Annotated in this window: 22 protein-coding genes; 1 reads left to right on the forward strand and 21 read right to left on the reverse strand. The window is 63.4% G+C overall.

The features are described from left to right. Positions 1-19: 19 nt before the first annotated feature. From C6Y56_RS02075 to C6Y56_RS02170, 20 genes are read right to left on the reverse strand one after another with little or no spacing between them, the layout of a single operon-like run. Entirely contained in the window at positions 20-1,255 is a 1,236-nt protein-coding gene (locus C6Y56_RS02075) for a beta-ketoacyl-ACP synthase (RefSeq protein ID WP_169428518.1), read from the reverse strand. After that, positions 1,255-1,983 (reverse strand): 3-oxoacyl-ACP reductase FabG, encoded by a 729-nt coding sequence (fabG, locus tag C6Y56_RS02080; RefSeq protein ID WP_169428519.1) that lies wholly within the window; start codon positions 1,981-1,983, stop codon positions 1,255-1,257. Before fabG ends, C6Y56_RS02075 begins: the two co-directional genes overlap by 1 nt. After that, the gene (locus C6Y56_RS02085) at positions 1,976-2,440 is read right to left on the reverse strand and encodes a hotdog family protein (protein ID WP_169428520.1); all 465 of its coding nucleotides are present in this window, start codon (positions 2,438-2,440) and stop codon (positions 1,976-1,978) included. Before C6Y56_RS02085 ends, fabG begins: the two co-directional genes overlap by 8 nt. Then, entirely contained in the window at positions 2,437-3,633 is a 1,197-nt protein-coding gene (locus C6Y56_RS02090; protein WP_169428521.1) for a beta-ketoacyl-[acyl-carrier-protein] synthase family protein, read from the reverse strand. Before C6Y56_RS02090 ends, C6Y56_RS02085 begins: the two co-directional genes overlap by 4 nt. Next, positions 3,630-4,112 (reverse strand): hypothetical protein, encoded by a 483-nt coding sequence (locus tag C6Y56_RS02095; protein ID WP_169428522.1) that lies wholly within the window; start codon positions 4,110-4,112, stop codon positions 3,630-3,632. Before C6Y56_RS02095 ends, C6Y56_RS02090 begins: the two co-directional genes overlap by 4 nt. Next, positions 4,112-4,837: a class I SAM-dependent methyltransferase gene (locus C6Y56_RS02100; RefSeq protein ID WP_169428523.1), complete on the reverse strand. Its 726-nt coding sequence runs from the start codon at positions 4,835-4,837 to the stop codon at positions 4,112-4,114. Before C6Y56_RS02100 ends, C6Y56_RS02095 begins: the two co-directional genes overlap by 1 nt. After that, positions 4,834-6,081: an NAD(P)/FAD-dependent oxidoreductase gene (locus C6Y56_RS02105; RefSeq protein ID WP_169428524.1), complete on the reverse strand. Its 1,248-nt coding sequence runs from the start codon at positions 6,079-6,081 to the stop codon at positions 4,834-4,836. Before C6Y56_RS02105 ends, C6Y56_RS02100 begins: the two co-directional genes overlap by 4 nt. Next, complete coding sequence (locus C6Y56_RS02110) at positions 6,068-7,228, reverse strand: sodium:proton antiporter (RefSeq protein WP_169428525.1); 1,161 nt, start codon at positions 7,226-7,228, stop codon at positions 6,068-6,070. Before C6Y56_RS02110 ends, C6Y56_RS02105 begins: the two co-directional genes overlap by 14 nt. Beyond that, positions 7,225-9,564 (reverse strand): MMPL family transporter, encoded by a 2,340-nt coding sequence (locus tag C6Y56_RS02115; RefSeq protein WP_169428526.1) that lies wholly within the window; start codon positions 9,562-9,564, stop codon positions 7,225-7,227. The genes C6Y56_RS02110 and C6Y56_RS02115 overlap by 4 nt, the downstream gene beginning before the upstream one ends. After that, positions 9,548-10,150, reverse strand: a complete 603-nt coding sequence (locus C6Y56_RS02120) for an outer membrane lipoprotein carrier protein LolA (protein WP_169428527.1) — start codon at positions 10,148-10,150, stop codon at positions 9,548-9,550. The genes C6Y56_RS02115 and C6Y56_RS02120 overlap by 17 nt, the downstream gene beginning before the upstream one ends. Further along, positions 10,147-10,572, reverse strand: a complete 426-nt coding sequence (locus tag C6Y56_RS02125) for an acyl-CoA thioesterase (RefSeq protein WP_169428528.1) — start codon at positions 10,570-10,572, stop codon at positions 10,147-10,149. The genes C6Y56_RS02120 and C6Y56_RS02125 overlap by 4 nt, the downstream gene beginning before the upstream one ends. Next, a complete protein-coding gene (locus C6Y56_RS02130) occupies positions 10,565-12,109 on the reverse strand; it encodes an HAL/PAL/TAL family ammonia-lyase (protein ID WP_169428529.1) in 1,545 nt (514 codons plus the stop codon). The genes C6Y56_RS02125 and C6Y56_RS02130 overlap by 8 nt, the downstream gene beginning before the upstream one ends. Beyond that, on the reverse strand, positions 12,090-13,037 hold the full coding sequence (locus C6Y56_RS02135; protein ID WP_169428530.1) for a glycosyl transferase: 948 nt from the start codon (positions 13,035-13,037) through the stop codon (positions 12,090-12,092). The genes C6Y56_RS02130 and C6Y56_RS02135 overlap by 20 nt, the downstream gene beginning before the upstream one ends. Next, entirely contained in the window at positions 13,034-13,768 is a 735-nt protein-coding gene (locus tag C6Y56_RS02140) for a glycosyltransferase family 2 protein (protein ID WP_169428531.1), read from the reverse strand. Before C6Y56_RS02140 ends, C6Y56_RS02135 begins: the two co-directional genes overlap by 4 nt. Then, positions 13,761-15,440, reverse strand: a complete 1,680-nt coding sequence (locus C6Y56_RS02145) for an acyl-CoA synthetase family protein (protein WP_169428532.1) — start codon at positions 15,438-15,440, stop codon at positions 13,761-13,763. The genes C6Y56_RS02140 and C6Y56_RS02145 overlap by 8 nt, the downstream gene beginning before the upstream one ends. Beyond that, complete coding sequence (locus C6Y56_RS02150) at positions 15,437-15,982, reverse strand: hypothetical protein (RefSeq protein ID WP_169428533.1); 546 nt, start codon at positions 15,980-15,982, stop codon at positions 15,437-15,439. The genes C6Y56_RS02145 and C6Y56_RS02150 overlap by 4 nt, the downstream gene beginning before the upstream one ends. Further along, entirely contained in the window at positions 15,979-16,233 is a 255-nt protein-coding gene (locus C6Y56_RS02155; protein ID WP_007947135.1) for an acyl carrier protein, read from the reverse strand. Before C6Y56_RS02155 ends, C6Y56_RS02150 begins: the two co-directional genes overlap by 4 nt. 9 nt (positions 16,234-16,242) lie before the next feature. After that, positions 16,243-16,503, reverse strand: a complete 261-nt coding sequence (locus tag C6Y56_RS02160) for a phosphopantetheine-binding protein (RefSeq protein WP_169428534.1) — start codon at positions 16,501-16,503, stop codon at positions 16,243-16,245. Beyond that, entirely contained in the window at positions 16,484-17,293 is an 810-nt protein-coding gene (locus C6Y56_RS02165) for a lysophospholipid acyltransferase family protein (protein ID WP_169428535.1), read from the reverse strand. The genes C6Y56_RS02160 and C6Y56_RS02165 overlap by 20 nt, the downstream gene beginning before the upstream one ends. Further along, a complete protein-coding gene (locus C6Y56_RS02170; RefSeq protein ID WP_169428536.1) occupies positions 17,269-17,994 on the reverse strand; it encodes a beta-ketoacyl synthase chain length factor in 726 nt (241 codons plus the stop codon). The genes C6Y56_RS02165 and C6Y56_RS02170 overlap by 25 nt, the downstream gene beginning before the upstream one ends. A gap of 369 nt (positions 17,995-18,363) precedes the next feature. Here C6Y56_RS02170 and C6Y56_RS02175 point away from each other — a divergent pair, with 369 nt between their 5' ends. Then, entirely contained in the window at positions 18,364-19,134 is a 771-nt protein-coding gene (locus C6Y56_RS02175) for a ParA family protein (RefSeq protein ID WP_169428537.1), read from the forward strand. A gap of 41 nt (positions 19,135-19,175) precedes the next feature. Here C6Y56_RS02175 and trxC read toward each other — a convergent pair whose 3' ends face one another. Further along, positions 19,176-19,610: a thioredoxin TrxC gene (gene trxC, locus C6Y56_RS02180; protein WP_169428538.1), complete on the reverse strand. Its 435-nt coding sequence runs from the start codon at positions 19,608-19,610 to the stop codon at positions 19,176-19,178. Positions 19,611-19,660: the final 50 nt, after the last annotated feature.

Raw genomic sequence — 19,660 nt, forward strand, 5'->3', positions numbered from 1 at the left:
GAGGTCTCCTTGACCTGGATTAATTCGGTGGCGTCCAGCGGCGGAAGATCAGCGAGGTGTTGACCCCGCCAAACGCGAAGTTGTTGTTCATCACGTAGTCGTGGTGCATCTGGCGGAATTCGCCGCGCAGGTAGTCGAGCTTGCCGCAGTGCGGATCGACCTCGTCGAGGTTGAGCGTGTGTACGTACAAGTCACGGTTGAGCATTTCGATGCTGAACCATGACTCCAGCGCACCGCAGGCACCCAGGGTGTGACCGAGGAAGCTTTTCTGCGAGCTGATCGGCATGTGTTCGCCGAACAGACTGCTGGTGGCCAGGGTTTCGGCGATATCGCCCTGTTCGGTGGCGGTGCCGTGACCGTTCACGTAACCGATGGCGTCGGGTTCCAGACTGGCGTCTTCCAGCGCCAGCTCCATGGCGCGGCGCATGGTGATCTGTTCCGGCCGGGTCGTGTGCTGGCCGTCGGCATTGCTGCCGAAACCGACGATTTCGGCGTGAATGTGCGCACCGCGCGCGAGGGCGTGTTCGAGCTCTTCGAGCACCAGCATGCCGCCGCCTTCACCGATCACCAGACCATCGCGGCCCTTGTCGTACGGGCGTGGCGAGGTTTGCGGCGCATCGTTTTTCAGGCTGGTGGCATACAGCGCGTCGAACACCATGGCCTCAGTCGGACACAGCTCTTCGGCACCACCGGCGAGCATCAGCGGCAGGCGTCCGAACTTGATCGCCTCGTAGGCGTAACCGATGCCCTGGCTGCCGCTGGTACAGGCGCTGGAGGTCGGGATCAGGCGGCCGGTGAGGCCGAAGAAGATACTGATGTTCGCCGCGGTGGTGTGCGGCATCATCCGCACATAGGAGTTGGCGTTCAGGCCTTCGGCCACCGAGTTCAGCAGCATGTTGCCGAACGCCTTGATCTCGTCGGTGCTGCCGGTGGACGAGCCGCAGGCCACGCCCATGCGCCCGTCCTTGATCGATTCGTCGCCCAGCAGGCCGGCATCGGCCAGTGCCTTTTCGGCAGCGCCGACGGCCAGCCGCGAAACCCGACCCATGCTGCGCAGTTGCTTGCGGGTCCAGTGCGCCGGCACCAGAAAATCATCGATCGGCCCGGCCAGTCGGGTGTTGAGTTCGCTGAAACGATCCCACTCGTCCATCCGGCGGATGCCACTGCGGTTGGCCGCAAAATTGCCGGCGATGGTGTCCCAGTCGCTGCCCAGCGAGGTAATGCCGGCCATGCCGGTGACGACAACGCGCTTCATCAGCACAAGCCTCCGTTGACCGCCAGGACCTGGCGGGTGATGTATGACGCTTCCGCCGACATCAGGAAATTCACCGCACCGGCCACCTCTTCAGGGGTGCCCATGCGTTGTGCCGGGATCATTTTCATCAGTTCTTCCACTGGCACGTTTTCGTCGAGCATGGCCGTGTCGATCAGGCCCGGCGCGACACAGTTGACTGTAATTTTGCGCTTGGCCAGTTCGATCGCCAACGCTTTTGCGGCGCCGATCACGCCGGCCTTCGAAGCGCTGTAGTTGACCTGGCCACGGTTGCCGATCAACCCGGAGACCGAGGTGATGCAAACGATGCGACCGGCGGCGCGGCGGCGGATCATCGGCATCATCACCGGGTGCAGGACGTTGTAGAAGCCGTCGAGGTTGGTACGCAATACCACGTCCCAGTCGTCATCGCTCAGGGCCGGAAACGCGCCGTCGCGGGTCAGACCGGCGTTCAGCACCACGCCGTAATAGGCGCCGTGAGTTTCGACGTCGGCTTCGAGGATGGCTTTGCAGGTTTCGCGCTCAGCCACGTCGAATTGCAGGATGCGCGCATGGCGGCCCAAGGCTTCGATTTCGGCCTGCACGGCTTGTGCGTCGCTCAAGCCACTGCGGCAATGCACGACGATATCGTGGCCGGCCCTGGCCAGACGCAGTGCGATGGCGCGGCCGATGCCACGGCTGGAGCCGGTGACCAGTACGGATTCAGTCATCGTTCGACTCCCTGGATTGTTGAAGATATTGGTCGGCCTGCGGCGGGCGGAACACGTTCAGCCGGGCGCTGGCTTCGATGCCGGGCGCAGTGATATGGCATTCGAACACGCCCATGCCGTTGTCGTCTTCCAGCGAGCGGATGCCATGGACGGTCAGTTCACAGCCGACGGGGAATGCCTCGACATTGCATTCGAACTTGCGGGTGCCAAGCAGAAAGCCCAGCTCCACCGTATTGCCTTTCTGCCGTGCATGGCAGCCAGCAAATGCAGCGACGCTCTGCGCCATCAATTCGACGCCGACCCATGCCGGCAGGCTGCCGTCGGGCAGGTTGAACGGGCCATCGGGCTTGACCGTGAGGGTGGTGTGGATCTGCTCGTCGTCGAAGCCGAGGATCCGGTCGATCAGAATCATGTCGCCAGCGTGGGGCAGCAATTCGGCGAGCGGCCAGTCATTCATGGTGCATCTCCGATAATCAGGCTGACGTTATTGCCACCGAAGGCAAACGAATTGCTCATCAGGTAGCGGGGTGCAATGGACGCCAGGCGCTCGCTCGCGGTCACCCACTTCAGCGCTGGCAGGTCGGGGTCGGCCTGGCCGTCCCAGACGTGGGGCGGCAAGGCGCGGTCGGGGTTGTCGGCACTCAGGCTCAGCCAGCAGAACGCGGCCTCCAGCGCTCCGGCAGCCCCGAGGGTGTGGCCGGTCATGGGTTTGGTCGAGGAACAGGCCACGCCCTGCGGGAACAGGGTGGCAACGGCCAGGCTTTCCATGGCGTCGTTGTGTTGGGTGGCGGTGCCGTGCAGGTTCAGGTAACTGATTTGCGCGGCTTGCAGTTGTGCGCGATCCAGCGCCTGTTGCATGGCTTGCAACGCGCCACGACCCGACGGTTCCGGCGCGGAAATGTGGTGCGCGTCGGAACTGGCGCCGGCGCCCAGCAGGGCAATGGCCGGGCCCTCGCCGCGCTGTCTGCTCATCACGAACAGCACCGCCGCCTCGCCGATGTTGATGCCGTTGCGGTTGGCGGAGAACGGATTGCAACGCTGGTCGGATACCGCTTCCAGCGACGAGAAGCCGTTGAGGGTCAGTTTGCAAAGACTGTCGACACCACCGCACAGCACCGCATCGCACAGCCCCAGATCCAGCAGGCGTCGTGCACTCATCAAGGCCCGGGCGCTGGAGGTGCATGCGGTGGAAATCACGTAGGCCGGGCCGCTCAGTTGCAGCCAGTCGGCGAGGAAGGTCGCCGGGGCGCCGAGTTCCTGTTGCCGATAGTCGTAATCGGCCGGGAACTGCTGGTCGCGAATGTAATGCGCCAGACCCCGGCTGGCCTCGTCGATGCCCGAAGTGCTGGTGCCGAGCACCACACCGATACGCTCCGGGCCGTAGGCCTGAATGGCGGCGTCGATGTCGTCGCGAATCTGCAACGCGGCTTCCAGCAGCAGCTGATTGTTGCGGCTTTTATGCGCGGCCATCTGCGGCGGAATGAGCGCCAGATCACCGCGCACGGCGGCCACCGGCAGCTCGCGCTCCGGCACCCAGCCAGCCTCGTGGCGTATGCCCGAGCAATTGCCGGCGAACAGGTGGTGTGCGATTTGCTGCTTGTCACGGCCCAGGGCACAGATCACGCCGAGGGCGTTGAGGTAGGCGGTCATGGCGTCGATTCACCTAAGGGAGACACGCGATAGTGCGGGCCTTGTGGCAGATTCAATTCGAAGCTCGACGGTTGTGAATATCGGATGTTCCAGCGTGCCGGCAGGGAACGTTGCCCGTCGTGCTGTTGCGCCGCGGGGTAATTGCGCGACAGCTCGCCGGCAGGTGTCAGGGCGAACAACAGCGCGGCGAACAACTCCCGGGCCTCCGGATTCGGCGGCAGCAGGCCGTCAGCCTGCCAGCGTCCGTCGATCAGTTGCTGACGGGCCTGGGGGATGCCCAGCGGATCCATCATCGACCAGCGGATGCCCGGGCCCTCGCGCTGGATCACCAGCAACCAGTCCTGACGCTGCCCGGCTTGCTGGCGCTCGATGTGCAGTTGCAGCGGCAAGGGCAGCGTAGGGTTATCCACAGGCAGCGGCGCCTGGCTGGCGCAAGCGGTCAGCAGCAGGACGCAGGCGAGCAGCAGAACACGCAGCATCAGACGACCTCTTCCAGCGGTTTGCGCGCCACGACATTGACCAGGGTTTCTTCACGCTGGCCAAACGGCTTCGGTTTGCGCAGGCCAAAACGTTCCAGCAGGCCAAAATCCTTTGCACGGCTCCACCACAGGTACGGATAGGAAACATTCCGCTCGGCGAACTCGAATCCCTGCTGGCGGATCATCTCCAGATATTGCGCCGCACTCTTCTGCACGTGCATCGGATGACGGAACAACCAGCGGATGACCCACGTATCAATGTATGCCTCGGTGGACTCGGCGAACAGCAGATAACCTCCGGGTTTGAGCACCCGATAGAACTCGGCCAGGGCTTTTTCCTGTTCCACGAGGTGATGAAAGGTCTGGTGACAGAACAGCAGGTCGACGCTCGCATCCGGGACATTGAGTGTCGCGCAGTCGCTGCCGATCAGCTCGACGGCAAACCCCTGGCGCGCTGCTTCGGCGGCGCTCAATTCCAGGCTGTGCGGGTCGGCATCGACGCCGATCAAACGCTGTGGTGCGAAGGTCTGGCGCAGGTGGCCGAACGACTTGCCCTGACCGCATCCCGCATCCAGCAGCACCGGACTGGCCGGCAGCGATTCGCTGAACAACCCGCGCAAGTCGTTGATCGCCACGCGCAACACATGGTGCTGCCAGGTGTGGCTGCGCAGGAACCAGAAGCCGAAACGGGTTTCCTCGACGTAGCTGTCGCTCAAGTAATTCATGGGGCGTCCTTTGCACAGAGTTCGGAGATCATCTTCAGCCGGCGACGCGCTTCGCTGACGAACGGGTTGCGTTCGTCCCAGGCGTAACCGGCGAGGATCGAGCAGATCATGCGACGGATTTGCGCCGAGCCTTGCTCGTGGAAAATCACGTCCTGGAAGGTGCCGGCGTACCAGCCCTCGACATAGCAGCGGAAGGTATCGACGCCGCGCTTGAGCGGTTCGGCGAACTCGCTTTGCCAATCCACGGTTTCGCCCTGCAACTGCCGATGCAGCACGCCGGCGGCCATACTCGCCGAGCGCATGGCGATGGTCACGCCGGAAGAAAACACCGGATCGAGAAACTCCGCCGCGTTGCCCAGCAGCGCGAAACCTGGGCCGTGCAGGGTTTTGACGTTGGCTGCATAACCGCCAAGGGTACGCGCCGGGGTGTCCCACACGGCGTTGTTCAGCACTTTGGCCAGACTCGGGGTTTCAGCGATGAAACCGCGCAGGCAGGCATCGAGATCGGCGTCGCGACCGTTGAAATGTTCAGCGGCAGCGACAACGCCCACCGAGCAGCGACCGTTGCTGAACGGGATTGTCCAGAACCAGATGTCGCGATGCTGCGGGTGGGTGGTGACGAGGATTTTCTCGCGGTCGAAGGCCGGGTGGTCGATGTGATCTTCGACATGGGTGAACACAGCCTGGCGCACCGGGAAATTCGACGGTGCTTCCAGATCGAGCAAGCGAGACAGCACCCGGCCGTAGCCGCTGGCATCGAGCACGAAATCAGCCTCGACACGGTACTCGCTGCCGTCTTCGCGACGCACATCGAGTTGCGGACGCGGACGCTCGAAGTCGACGCTGACAATGGCGTCGCCATAACGGATTTCCACGCCTTGCAACGCTGCCTGATCGGCCAGCAGTTTGTCGAAGTCGGCGCGTTGTACCTGGAAGGTGGTCGGTTTGCCGCCGGTGAATGTATCGCCGAAATCGAACGCGCTGTAGTGCTCGCCCCAGGCAAATGCCGCGCCGGTCTTGCGCTGGAACCCAGCGGCGTTCACGGCGTCGAGCATTCCCGCTTCTTCGACGAAATCCAGGCAATGACTGAGCAGGCTTTCGCCAATGGAAAACCGCGGAAAATGCTGGCGCTCGATGACCAGCACGTCGTGCCCCTTGCGCTTGAGCAACGCGGCGGCGATGGCGCCCGACGGGCCGGCGCCGATGATCACGACCTGACGGGATTCCATTTCAACGATTGGCACGGGAGCTCCCGGGTACGGCAATAGGGTTCAGTGACCTGCGGTGCAGGCCGATGAAGGCCGGCAACAGCGTCGCGATCAGCCCCATCAGCATCAGCGCAAAGTACAGCGCCGGGCTGATGATCTGTTGTTGCAACAGCAGGTTGAGAAAAACGATTTCGCTCAAGCCGCGAATGTTCAGCAGCACGCTTTCGCGCCAGCGACTGGCGCCTTCGAACGATGCGCCGGCCCAGCCAAGACCCAGCCAGTTGCCGAGCAGTTTGCTGGCGATCGGCAACAGCAGCAGTGCTGTCCATTGCACAACGCCGAGGCTGGCGAGGACGCTGTGCACATCGATCTGCACAATGCCGAACGTCAGGATCAGCGGGATCGCAATCGACGTCTGCAAACGGTTCATCCAGCGTGCCGGCAGCGGCAACACCAACGGCACCTTCAGTGCGGCCATGCACAGCAGGTAGCCGATGCCGAAAATCAGTGCATTGAGCTTGTAGTGCTCGGCCAGCACCAACAGCGCAAAAAAAACCAGGCTGTAAGTCAGCGGCCGGAGGATGCCGAACACCCGTAGCAGCAATGGCACACAGGCCAGCCCCAGCGGCAGCAACAGACTGCTCAGGTGCAGGCTGCCCTGGGCGAGGCCGAACAGGGTCCAGCAGGTCAGGTCGATCAGGATCGCGGTCTGCACCAGACGCCGGGTGGCGGCGGGCGGGTAGTCGATGTGGCGCAGGTACAGGTACAACACCGGGATCGCGGTGATGGCGAACACCAGACCGATCGCCAACGAGGTGATCCATGGTTGCGCTGGCAGCAGCCAGTACGTCGTTGCGAGTCCGCAGGCGAACGGCACGGCGAAACTCGGCACGGCGATTTTCACGCTCTGGCGATCCAGGCGCAGGTCGATCACGTCGCTGAGAATGTGCCCCAGCAACAGCGCAAAACTCAGGCTGTAGAGATTCTTCAGCCAGGCCGGCGCAATCAGGTCGGCGCCGCTGAGCTGCCAGCCCGGTTCGATCCAGAAATACATCAACAGCGGCAGCACGAAGCTGGCCAGCAGCAACTGGCTGACAATCGGAATCAACCCGAAATGCCGGCCGACGCGGGTGGCCACGGCGAACAACGCCAGCGCCATCAGCCAGAAGACCACGACCATCATGCTGCCGGCTCCGCGACTGTCGCCGCATGAGCATGACGCCCGGCCCAGGGTGCCAGCATGAAACTGAAGGCCAGCCCGAGGCTTACCGACAACCCGAAATTGCTCACCGCCGGCGTACTTGACACTGCCAGCAGGCCGAACGACAGCCAGGTCGTCAGCGCCGCCAGCAAAGTACCGAGCAGACTGACCGCCGCGCCGCCGACCTGTTCGCGCATGAGGATCGCGTAATCGACGCTGATCGCGGTCACCAGCAGCAGGCCGAACAGACTGAACAGCGTCAGCGGCTGACCGAGCCAGCCGAGGCTGGCCAGACTGCAGAGCGCCGCGAGCAGCGGTAGGGAAACGATGCGCAACGCGCCGCCAAGGCCGAACGGCAGGATCAGCACCAGCACGATCAGCACGCAGGAGGCGAGTTTCAGTTCGGCGGCGCTGATCTGGGTTTCGGCAAATACCCGGTTCAGGTCACCGAGTCGATCCACCAGCTCCACGCCGGGCAAGTCCAGTGCCTGCACCCGCAGCAGTGCCGGGTTGTTCAGGCCTTGCAGGCTGACCATCGCCGCCACACCGCCCTCGGTCGGGCCGAGCCACAAGGTGCGGTAAGGCTCGCCGAGAGGGCCGACGAGTGCGGCATCGATGTCTTCGGCGGGCAGGGATTGCAATTGCGTCAGTTCGGTTTGCAGGGCTGCCAGCGGTACGCCGACTTCAAGCAGCGGCTGCCAGAACTGCGGCAACTTGTTCAGGGCTTCGCGCACCTGTTGCTGCTGGCTGGGCGGACTGACCAATTGGTTGAGCGCCAGAAAACCCTGCAACTTGTCGAGGTTGACCAGTTGCTCCAGTCGCTCACTCAGCGCTGCCTGACGTTCCAGCAGTTGCTCCTGGTTTTCTGCGCGCACCAGGAAGAACTGGCTGGTCGGTTGATAACCGGTGATGCGGGCGATGGCCTGCGCCTCATCGGTCAGGTGCTGCGGCGCGCCGACCCACTGGCGGATGTCGTTCTTGCTTTGCAGTTGCACCAGACCGCCGGCGCAGAAGGCGATCAACAGGGCGAACAGAATCGGCGTGCGCACGTGCTCCAGCAGGGTTTCCCGAAGGTTGACCATGCGTTCGGCCAGCCTCAGCGGCCACTGCGCCGGGCGCAGCTCGACGCCGCTCAGCAGCGCCGGCAGCAGGCACACCGCCGACAGGTAGGCACCCAGCAGCCCAGCGGCGGAAAACACGGCGATCTGGGTCAGGGCCGGGAACGGTGTCCAGGCCAGCGCCAGATAGCCGATGGCGCTGGTGATCAGGCTCAGGGTCAGGCCTGACACTGTCAGGCGCAGCGCCGGCCAACTGCGCCATGGCTTGAGGCTCCAGCTCTTGGACAGGTAGTGCAGCGGGTAATCCACGGCTACGCCGATCAGGCTGGAGCCGAGCACCAATGTCATCACGTGCATGTGCCCGAACAGCGCCACGCAGGCCACTGCACCGAACAGCATGCCGACCAGCACCGGAATGAACGCCAGCAGCACCCGCCAGCGGCGGAAGGCGAGCAGCAACAGCAGCAGAATGCCGACCGTGGCGCCGCCGCCGACCCAGGTCATTTCCCGGGTCGCCTGCTGCTGACCGTTGGCGGCGTACAGCAGGCCGCTGGCGGCCAGCAGTTGCACGTCGGATTTCGCTGCTTGTTCGCGGCTGTGTTGCAGCAGCGTGGCGACTTGCAGCGGCAGGCTCATGTCGAAGGCGTTGCCGGTGGTGCGTGCGCGCAGCAGCACCCAGCTCTTGCCGTCGGCATCGGCGATCAATGCACCGCTGCCGATGTCCAGTTGCACCGCGCCATGTTGTGGCTGGCTGTTCTGGATGCGTCCGGTCAGGCCCAGCCAGTCGTCCTGACTCGGTACCAGACTGAAACCGGTGAACGGATCGAACAGCGCCTGCACCCGTTGCTGGATAAAGGCGTCCGGGTGTTCGATCAGCAGTTGCCGATCATCCGCCGAGAGCATCGCCAGCCGCCCTTGCAGCAACTGCGTGCGCAGCGCGGGCAAATCGGCTTGCAGATTCCACTGGACCTTTTCGAACAGTCCACTGGCCTGCCACTGCTCGCCCAGGGTCTGGGCCATGGCAACGGCTTGCTGGCGATCGGTGTGACCGACCAGCACCAGCATTTCCCGGTTGAGCGGATCCTGCATGCGTTGTTCGGCCCGCTGCTCGACGGCGTCCGGGTGGGTGCCGGGCACCAGCTCCATCAGGTTGGCCGACAGTGGTGCGCCGTCGCGCCACTGCCAGGCGCCCAATGCGACAACCGCCAGCAGCAGAATCAGGAACAGCCAGGGCAGCCTGCGTTCACTCGGCAAAGTCATGTTGCTCCGCGTCGCTCAACGGTTGGTCGGCGGTGCTGTCCTGCATGCGCAGCACGGTGCTGTCGCCTTGGGTTTCCAGCAGTTCGATGGTATTCACCAGCGTGCCGCCGGTGATGTTGATCTGATTGAAAACCTGCTTGAGCAGCACCGAGCGCGGGGTCAGTGTCAGATGCCATTGCTGCGCATCACCGCTCAGGGCCAGTTCGAAATCCCGTTGCAGACCGCTGCTGTCGCCTTGCAGCACGGCGAGGAACAAGCGGTTCTGCTCGGCGCCGGCACTCTTGTCGGGCAACAGTTGCCAACCGTTTACGTCACGACGGGCGATGCCTTTGGCGCTGATGCGGTAATCCTGCTGCAACGGGGTTTTCAGCAGCCAGAGCAGGCCGTGGTTTTTCGCCAGCACGAAGCTGCCCTTGCTGATCAGCGGCTGGGGCAGGGCGCGCAGGTGCTTTTCCTGGATGAACTGGCCGTGGATCACGTCCGGCTTCGCCAGTTGATCGCCCAACTGTTGCAGGTCGAAGGCGTTGGCCAGCGACGACAGCGTCAGCAGCGCCAGGACCCCAAGGGATTTCACGAACACATTCATCGCAGCATCCTTTCCACGGCATCGGTGAAGACTTTCGGCGAGGCCAGTTGCATCTCGCGGCTGCTCACCTCGACGGCGACCTGTACGGAGCTGGCGCGGGTCAGGCGTTCGCCGGTCCGGGCGTCGGTGATCAGGTAGTGAATCTTCAGGCGGTTTTCCCATTCCACCAGACTGGCGCGCACGTTCAGCCGCTGACCGAACACCGCGCCGCGCACGTAGCGCAATTGCAGGTCGATCACCGGCCAGGCGTAGCCCGAGTCGACCATCTGGTTGTAGTTGTGGCCGATCTTGTCGAGCAACGCGCAGCGCGCCACTTCCAGGTATTTCACGTAATGGCCGTGCCAGACGACGTGCATGGTGTCGACGTCAAAGAACGGCACGAGGATTTCCGTATCGGCGTGAAGCACTCCGGCGCTACGCATGCAGCCTCCAGTGTTGTTCGGCGATGCGTTGCAGGCACAGGCGCAGTTCGCCTTCCAGAGCGCGGTCTTCGATCACTGGCGGGAAGTCTTGGGCCAGCTCTTCGTGCATGGCGGCCAGGGACGATGGCAGCGCTCGCGCGTCCTCATCACGGCTGCGCAGCCACACGCCCTGATTGGCCGCGAGCAAGGTGGCGGCGGCGACCTGTTCGGTCAGCTCCAGCACACGAATGGCGTCGCGGGCGGCGATGGTGCCCATGCTTACCTTGTCCTGGTTGTGGCACTCGGTAGAGCGCGAGAACACGCTGGCGGGCATGGTGTTTTTCAACGCTTCGGCGGTCCAGGCGCTGGCACCGATCTGCACAGCCTTGAAACCGTGGTTGAGCATCGCCCGATCAGCGCTGGCGCCGGACAGGTTGCTCGGCAAACCGTGGTTGTAACGCTCGTCCACCAGCAGCGCGAGTTGTCGGTCGAGCAGGTCGGCGACGTTGGCCACGAGGTTTTTCAGGCTGTCCATGGCGAACGCGATATGCCCGCCATAGAAGTGCCCGCCGTGCAGCACGCGCTCGGCTTCGGCGTCGATGATCGGATTGTCGTTGGCGCTGTTGAGTTCGGTCTCGATGAACGAGCGCAGCCAGCTCAGGCTGTCGGCCAATACGCCAAGCACATGCGGTGCGCAGCGCAGGGAATAACGATCCTGCAACCGGTGCAGCGGCGCGGTCGGCGCGTCGATCGCCAGATCCTTGCGCAGCCACGCGGCCACCTGCATCTGACCCGGATGCGGTTTGGCGGCGAACAGGCGCTCGTCGAAGTGCTCCGGATTGCCTTGCAGCGCCACCACGTTCAACGCGGTGATGCGGGTGGCCAGTTGCAGCAGGTAATCGGCGCGGGCGTAAGCCAGGCAAGCGAGGCCGGTCATCACGGCGGTGCCGTTCATCAGTGCCAGCGCTTCTTTCGGGCGCAGCACCAGCGGGGTCCAGCCCAGTTCACGATGCACATCGGCGGACTGGCGGCGCTGACCTTGGAACATCACTTCACGCTCGCCGGACAGGGTCGCGGCGACGTAGGACAGCGGCGTCAGATCGCCGCTGGCGCCCACCGAACCCTCTTCGGGGATCAGCGGCAGGATGTCGTGTTCAAGAAACGCATGCAGGCGCTCCAGCAGTTCGATGCGCACCCCGGACACGCCGTGGCACAGCGACTGCAAACGCGCCGCCAGCACCGCGCGGGTAGCCTGGGCGTCGAGCAGTTTGCCCAGCCCGCAGCCATGGAACGTGTAGAGATGCTGTGGCAATGCTTCGACGTGATGCAGCGGCACCGCAACCACGCAGGAGTCGCCGTAACCGGTGGTCACGCCGTAAATCACGCCTTCCTTGTCCAGCAGCGAGTCGAGGAACCGCGCACCTTTGGCGATGCGCTCACGGTAGTCGGCGTCGCTCTGCAACTGCACGGGCGCCTGACGATTGGCCAGGGCCAGCACGTCTTCGATGCGCAAAGGGCGTTCGCCGAAGGTTACCGGCTCATGGGTTGGCGTCGTCATCGGTCTTCCAGAAAGGGTAAAAGTTGAACCATTGCTTCGGTGCTTCAAGACAATAGTGACTCAGGCGTTCGGCGTAGCGACTCGCCCACTGATGAATGACCTGTTCGCGATCGCGGCGCGTCCACGTCACGGCATCGGTGAACGGCTCGAGGGTCAGGCGATAGTGTCCGTCAGGTTGCTTGAGGCACATCAGCAGATTGACCGGGCATTTCAGCAGGCCGGCCAGCAGCCACGGGCCTTGCGGGAACCGCGCCGGATGGCCGAGGAAGTCCACGGTCACGCTGCGCCCGCCGTGCAGCGGCACCCGGTCGCCGGCAATCGCCAGCCATTCGCCGCGCTCCAGGCGTTCGTGCAGTTGCAGCATGATCACCGGGTCCAGCTCGCTGACCTGGATCAGCCGCAGATTGGTCGCCCCGGCTTCACCCAGCAGCCGATTGAATTGTTCGGCGTGCTTGGTGTGCACCAACACATTCATGGTGACCTTTTCGCCGATCTCCGCCAGCGCCCGGCACACTTCGAGGTTGCCCAGATGCGCGCCCACCAGCATTTGCCCGCGACTGCCACGCAACTGATTGCGCAGCAGCGCGGGGTCGATGATTTCGATCTGTTCGATGCGCAACTTGCGGTTCCACACGTCGAGCTTGTCGAGCAGTGAATCGGCGAACGCCATGAACTGGCCGAACACGCGCCACAGGCTTGGGCGCAATTCGCCGCGACCGCTCCAGTCGGCCAGGCGCTGCTGATACTGCCAGGCACTGCGCCGGGCCGTGCGGCCGAACAGGAAAAAGTACAGGACGATGCCGTACAACAGCGGGCTCAGCAGGCGTCGGCCAAGAACCCTGGCGGCGAACGCGGTGAATTTCATCAGCACAAAGCTGCCGCGTTCTTCGCGGTCGGCCCAGTGCTTCTTGTCGGTTTCGACGGTCATGCGCGCCACCGTCGCCAGAGGATGGCGGGCGAGCGCAGCAACATGCCGAAGAACAGGCGCGTGTGCATGCTCGAAATCAGCACGTTGTCGTGGATCATCCGAAAGTGCGACACGCCGTCCAGCGGGTAATGCACGCCGGTTTGCAGCCAACGCATCGGCTGGTTGCGCCAGGACAGGCGCACGAGGATGTCCGAGTCGAAATCCATGCGCTTGCCGATCCGGGCCGAGTCGATCAGCGCCAGGGTCGGCTCCAGCGGATACACCCGGAAACCGCACATCGAGTCGCGGATCTGCAGCGACAGGGTGTTGATCCACACCATCACGTGAGTCAGGTAGCGGGCGTACAGGCGACCCTTGGGCACGCTGGCGTCGTACAGTGGATAACCGCAGATCAGCGCTCGCGGATGGGCGCGGGATTCTTCGACGAAACGGCTGACGTCCTGCAAGTCGTGCTGACCGTCGGCATCGACCTGCAAGGCGTGGCTGAAGCCCAGTCGCGCTGCTTCACGCAGGCCGGTCATCACCGCGCCGCCCTTGCCCTGATTGGTGGTGAGGCGCACCAGATACACCCGCTCGCGTTCGGCCAGCACATCCAGCACGGCTGCGCAGGATTTGCTGCTGGCGTCGTCCACCAGAATGCACGGCAAGCCTTGGGCGAGCAGGGCGTCGACCACCGCGGAGATCGCGGTTTCGTGGTTGTAGACCGGGATGACTGCGCAAGGATTATGCATTGACAGTCCCCAGCAGAATCCGCCCGCTGGAGCAGGTCGCGGTGTCGTTGCGGTAGGCGAAATACAGCTTGCCGCGTTCGGGGTCGAAGCGCAGGTGCAACTGGATTTCATCGCCTGGGCGCACCAGTTGCTGGAACTTCAGCACTTCCATCCCGGCGAATGCACCGGACAGGTTCAGCAGTTTCCGACCCAGGTTCAGCGCCCACTCGACCTGCACCACGCCGGGCAGTACCGGGGCCTTGGGGAAGTGGCCGCTGAAGTAAGCGAGGTCTGGCGGCACGCTCAGTTGCAGGCTCCACTCGCCCTCGGTTTCGGTCTGTTCCAGAACCTCCGGAGCCTTCGGACGCGGCGCCAGCAGCAAGGCTTCGACCTCGGCCTGGGGCAGCTTGCCCTGAGGGTTCAGCGGCAGTTGTCGCAACAGGCGCCAGCGCCGGGGCAGGGCGAGGGCTTCGCAATGTTCGCCGAGGTGACGGCGCAGGGTTTCGGTGAGGCTGCGCCGGCCATGTTCGCGCAGGGCAAACAGGCCGGATTCGCTGAGCACCAGCAAGGCGCCGAGGGACGCACGGTTTTCCTGTACTACGCCCAGACGCGCTTCGCTGACCCAGTCGTGGGCCACCAGCGCCTGTTCAAGCATCGGCAGGGAAATACGTTTTTCTTCGAGTTTGACGATCCGGTCGAGTCGCCCGAGCAGTTCGAAGCGACCATCGGCAGCAATGCGTGCCGCATCGGCGGTGTGTTCGACGTGTCCGGCGGGCAGGTACGGTGACGCGATCAGCAGTGCGCCGTCGCCGTCCTGGCTCAGCTCGACACCGGCAAACGGCTGCCATAGCTGTTGGCCCTGACGCCAGGCGATGCCGCCGGTCTCCGAGCTGCCGAGGATCTCCGTCGGCCACTGCTGCAAGCGCTGGTGCAGACTCTGCGCAGCATCTGCCGGCAGCGCGCCACCGGAGGAAAACACCCGGCGCACGGCGCTCAGGGCCGGCCAGTCGAGGTTGTCGCCCATGCGCTTGAGCAGTGCAGGGCTGGCGACCCAGGCGAATGCCGGGTGTTCGCGGCTGGCGCGCTGCAGGTCTTCGGGAAAGGCCAGTTGTTTGCGCAGGAACGGGCGCCCGGCGCACAGCGGCCACAACACACGGAACAACAGGCCGTAAATGTGTTGAGTGGCAACGCTGCCGATGATGCAGGCCTCGCCGAGATCCGCTCCCCACAGTTGCTCCAGGGCTTGGACTTCGTTGGCCAGTTGCCGCAGGGATTTGTCGATGCGCTTGGGTTCACCGCTGGAGCCGGAGGTGCACAGACTCAGGCGGCACTGGTCGAGATCCAGTTCGGCGCCCGTCAGTGCGGTGTGCTGCAAGTCGCTCAGGTTCGCGTCGTCTGCGTGATCGGTCAGCCACAGGTCGACTTCGCTCGACCAGCGCTGGCGGGTCTGGGCCTGCAGATCCGAAGGCAGCAACACGCTGGCGCCCGCTCGCCAGGCACCCAGCAGGGCGATCGCCAGTTCCGCGGCATCTTCCAGGTGCACGGCCAGGCGTTGCACGCCTTTGGCCTGCAGGCCGGCGGCCAGGCGCAGGGCCTGCTCGCGCAGATGTCCGTGATCGAGTGCCGGCGCGACAGTGACTGCGCGTCCCGGCAGATCCTTGAGCAACAGTTGCTCAAGTCTTATCCAGTTCATGGGCGACCTCTTACCCGTTGTCGTACCAGCCATTCAATGGCAAACATCAGGCCGATCAATCCGTAGGAGATCAGGCCGGTGTACAACATCCACCAGTGCAGCGGCGCCCAAAGGGTCAGCAGCGCGGCGCACAGACCGTTGCAGAAGAAAAACACGCTCCAGGCCACGGTGACCTGGCGGGTGTAGCGGATCGCTTCGGGCGGCAACTGCGGCTCGCGAATCCGCGCCAGGCGTTCAACCATCGGCGGCCCGTATTTCAGGCTCAGACTGAACAGCACCAGCATGAAACCGCTGATCAGCACCGGATACCAGCGCAGCAACAGCGGGCTGTCGAACAGCGCCAGCAGCAGGCAGAACACGATGGCCACGCAGGCCATCCACAGGCTGCCGGGCTTGCGCTCGCCGGTCAGCGCGCGGGCCAGCCACAGGCTGCCCAGCAGCAGACCGAACTGCCACGGCGCAAAGTGCTCCATGCCGAAATACACCGCAAAGGGATAAAGCAGGCCCGCCAGCAGCAGGCCGAGGCCGATCAGTCGGCTCATGCGGCCGGTTGAACCAGACGGTAGACCGCCTCGACCACGTCACTGACGGTACGCACCGACTTGAATTCCTCGGCGGCGATTTTCTTGCCGGTCTGGCGTTTGATGTGGTCGATCAGGTCGACGGCGTCGATGCTGTCGATTTCCAGGTCCTGATACAGGTTCGATTCCAGGCTCACGCGAGCCGGGTCCAGTTCGAACAGCTCGACCAGGGCATCGCGCAGGGTGTTGAAAATGTCGTCACGAGTTTGCATGGTCCGGTCTCAAGCTGCCTGTTTTGCCGTGACGAACGCCGCGAGGCTCGCCACGTTGGTGAAATGGTTGCGGGTGTCCTTGGCGTCGGCGTCGATCTTGATGCCGTACTTTTTCTGGATCGCCAGGCCGAGTTCCAGTGCGTCGACGGAATCCAGGCCCAGGCCCTCGCCAAACAGCGTCTGATTGTCGCCGATGTCGTCGACGCTGATGTCTTCGAGGCCCAGGGCGTCGATGATCAGCAGTTTTATCTCACGGTGCAGATCGCTCATCTTCGGCGAGCTCCTTGATAAAAAAATGGTGCAGAAAGTCGTTGAGCTTGCGCGAGGCCTGTGGTGCGGGGCCCTGCGCGACAAACGTCTGTGGGTCTATATCGGCCCCGACGCGAAAACTGAAATGAACACGGCGCCTGGGGATGCGGTACCAGGGTTCAGCTTTGGTCAGAGTGGTCGGACTGACCTTGATGATGACCGGTGTGAGGATTTTCGCACCCCGCAGTGCAATGGCCGCCGCGCCCCGATGAAAGGCCGGTGCCTGTCCGGGCTGGGTGCGGGTGCCTTCGGGAAAAATGATCAGGGTCTGGCCGTCTCGAAGTGCGTCGGCGGCGGCATCGAGCATGTCCATGCTGCCGTCGTTGCTGATGTATTCGGTACTGCGCAGCGGGCCGCGGGTGAAAGGGTTTTCCCACAGGCTTTTCTTCACCACGCAATTGGCGTGGCGTACCAGACCGATCAGAAACACCACATCGATGAGCGACGGGTGGTTGGCGATGATCATCTGCCCCGGGCGGCCAAGGCGTTCGGCGCCCTGGATGTCATAGGTCAGCACACCGGTACGGGCCATGAACCGGACGAAAAACCAGAACAGCCGACTGACGGTCTGTCGTGCCCGCTCCCGATGGGCTTTCGCGTTGCCGGGCAGGCAGCCCAGCAGCGGAAACACCAGCAAACGCAGGCACAGCCCACCGACCCCGAACAGGGCAAAGCTGAGGGCGGTGGCCAGCAAGCGCCAGTAATAGGCGTCGCGGTGCTTTTCGGTCACGGGTTGCGTTGCCAGGTCCATACACGATTTTTCCAGGCATGTTGGCAAAGGGGTTGCTGGCCGAGCAGGGTTAGCAACAGGCTCAATGCATGGGGCCATTGCGCTTTGGACAGTGCCGGCGGGGCGCTGTTCAGGGTCAGCCGCCAGTCGGTACCGGGGGTCAGCAGCAAGCCGACCGCGTATGGGAACGGCACGTCATCGATCCAGGCCGAATAGGCCGCGGGAGGTTGTTCTTCGGTGATCACCAGCAGTACGGCCGGGGCGCCTTCGTCCAACAGCGCGGCGGCCTCCAGCATGCCGTGTTCGAGGCCGTCGCCGGCGGCGGCAAGGGCCGTCATCTCGCTGGTTTCTCCGCGCATGATCGACCACAGACCGATGATCGCGTTGTGTACGGAGAGGCTGAACTGAGTCGGTGACAGCGGCTGCTCGCTGGCCAGATCACTGAGAATATCGAACGTACGCGGGGTTTCACCGTGGCGTGAAATGAACACCAGCGGCAGGTTTTCCCGCCCCTCGGCCAACGGCCAGCCAACACTGAAGGCCATGCGCGCCAGGCGACTGAGACGGCGTCGCTGCATGGCCGCAAGAAACGACACATCGGGCGCGGCATCGCTGCTCGGGAGCACGACCGGTTGTCGGCTCCAGGCCTGCCAGGCGTCCACGCTGTCGAGCCCGGGAGCCCACGCGCGCCATTGGGCGATGTTGAAGTTGATCACGGACATTCATCCCGCCCCTGCGGGCTAAAGTGACGCTGTTTTGCCAGCGTCGCAGTTGCGCTGACCCTGCCGGAAGTGGCGTGGCGCTTGGCCCCGAGTGGTGCGCATTATCCCGGTGTGACGAGTGTGTAGCAAATGCTGGTTACATTTTGCGCGCTGAAATGGACCGAAGGGTACATTGTAAAAAATGTCACTTGGCCATTATCCAGAACACGCCGGTTTTTTCTGTCAGGCGGATCAGCAGTCCGTTGCAGTCTTTGCGCCGTGTTCATTGAGATATTGGCGTCTGACTCTGTAGTCCGCGTCCATGAAGGTAGCGAAGCGGGGCTGGGCGACACTACACTCGGTCATTCTTTGATACACGGAGGTTTTGTCATGCGGCGCGTGGTGTTCAATCAGAAAGGTGGCGTGGGCAAATCCAGCATCGCCTGCAATCTGGCGGCGGTCAGCGCCAGCGAGGGCTATCGCACGCTGTTGGTGGACCTCGATGCCCAGGCCAACTCCACTCAGTACCTGACCGGGCTCACCGGTAATGACATTCCGATGGGCATTGCCGACTTCTTCAAGCAGACCCTGTCTTCCGGGCCGTTCTCGAAAAAGAATCAGGCGGATATCTACGAAACGCCGTTCGACAACCTGCACATCATCACCGCCACGGCGGAGCTGGCCGACTTGCAGCCCAAGCTTGAGGCCAAACACAAGATCAACAAGCTGCGGAAGCTGCTCGACGAGCTGTCGGAAGATTACGACCGGATCTATCTGGATACGCCGCCGGCGCTGAACTTTTATGCGGTTTCGGCGCTGATTGCTGCTGATCGGGTACTGATTCCCTTTGACTGCGACAGCTTCTCGCGTCAGGCCCTGTACGGTCTGATCGCCGAGATCGACGAGTTGAAGGAGGACCACAACGAAGGCCTTGAGGTCGAAGGCATCGTGGTCAACCAGTTCCAGGCCCGAGCCAGCCTGCCGCAGCAGATCCTCGACGAACTGATCGCCGAGGGCCTGCCGGTGCTGCCGGTCTACCTCGCCAGTTCAGTGCGCATGCGCGAATCGCATCAGGCCAGCATGCCGCTGATCCACCTCGATCCACGGCACAAGCTGACGCAACAGTTCGTCGAGCTGCACAACCTGCTCGAAGACGCCTGAATAAACCCATGTGAGAGCAAGCTCTCACATGGGGTGGTGTGTCAGATGCCTTGGCTGCGCAACCACGCCATCAGTTGCGGCAATGGAAACGCGCCGCTCTGCCGCGCCACCTCACGGCCGTTTTTGAACAGGATCAGGCTCGGAATCGAGCGAATCCCCAATTGCGCCGACAACTGCTGATTGGCCTCGCTGTCGAGCTTGGCCAGCCGGCACTTGCCTGCCAATTGCCCAGCGGCCTGCTCGAACACCGGCGCAAACGACTTGCACGGCCCGCACCAGTCCGCCCACACGTCCACCAGTAACGGCAGATCGCCCTTGATCTGGCTGGCGTAATCGCCTTGCTTGAGTTCGAACGGCTTGTTCAACAGCACCTCTGACTTGCAGCGCCCGCATTTTGGGTGGTCGCTGAGGCGTTCGGCGGGAATGCGGTTGAGGCCGTTGCAGGAGGGGCAGGGGATGAGGAGTGGGTCGGTCATGATCAGCTCAATGAATAAAACGGGATCGTACGACTGATCTGGAGCCGTAC

It is taken from the genome of Pseudomonas fluorescens, assembly GCF_012974785.1.
Lineage (GTDB): Bacteria > Pseudomonadota > Gammaproteobacteria > Pseudomonadales > Pseudomonadaceae > Aquipseudomonas > Aquipseudomonas fluorescens_BT.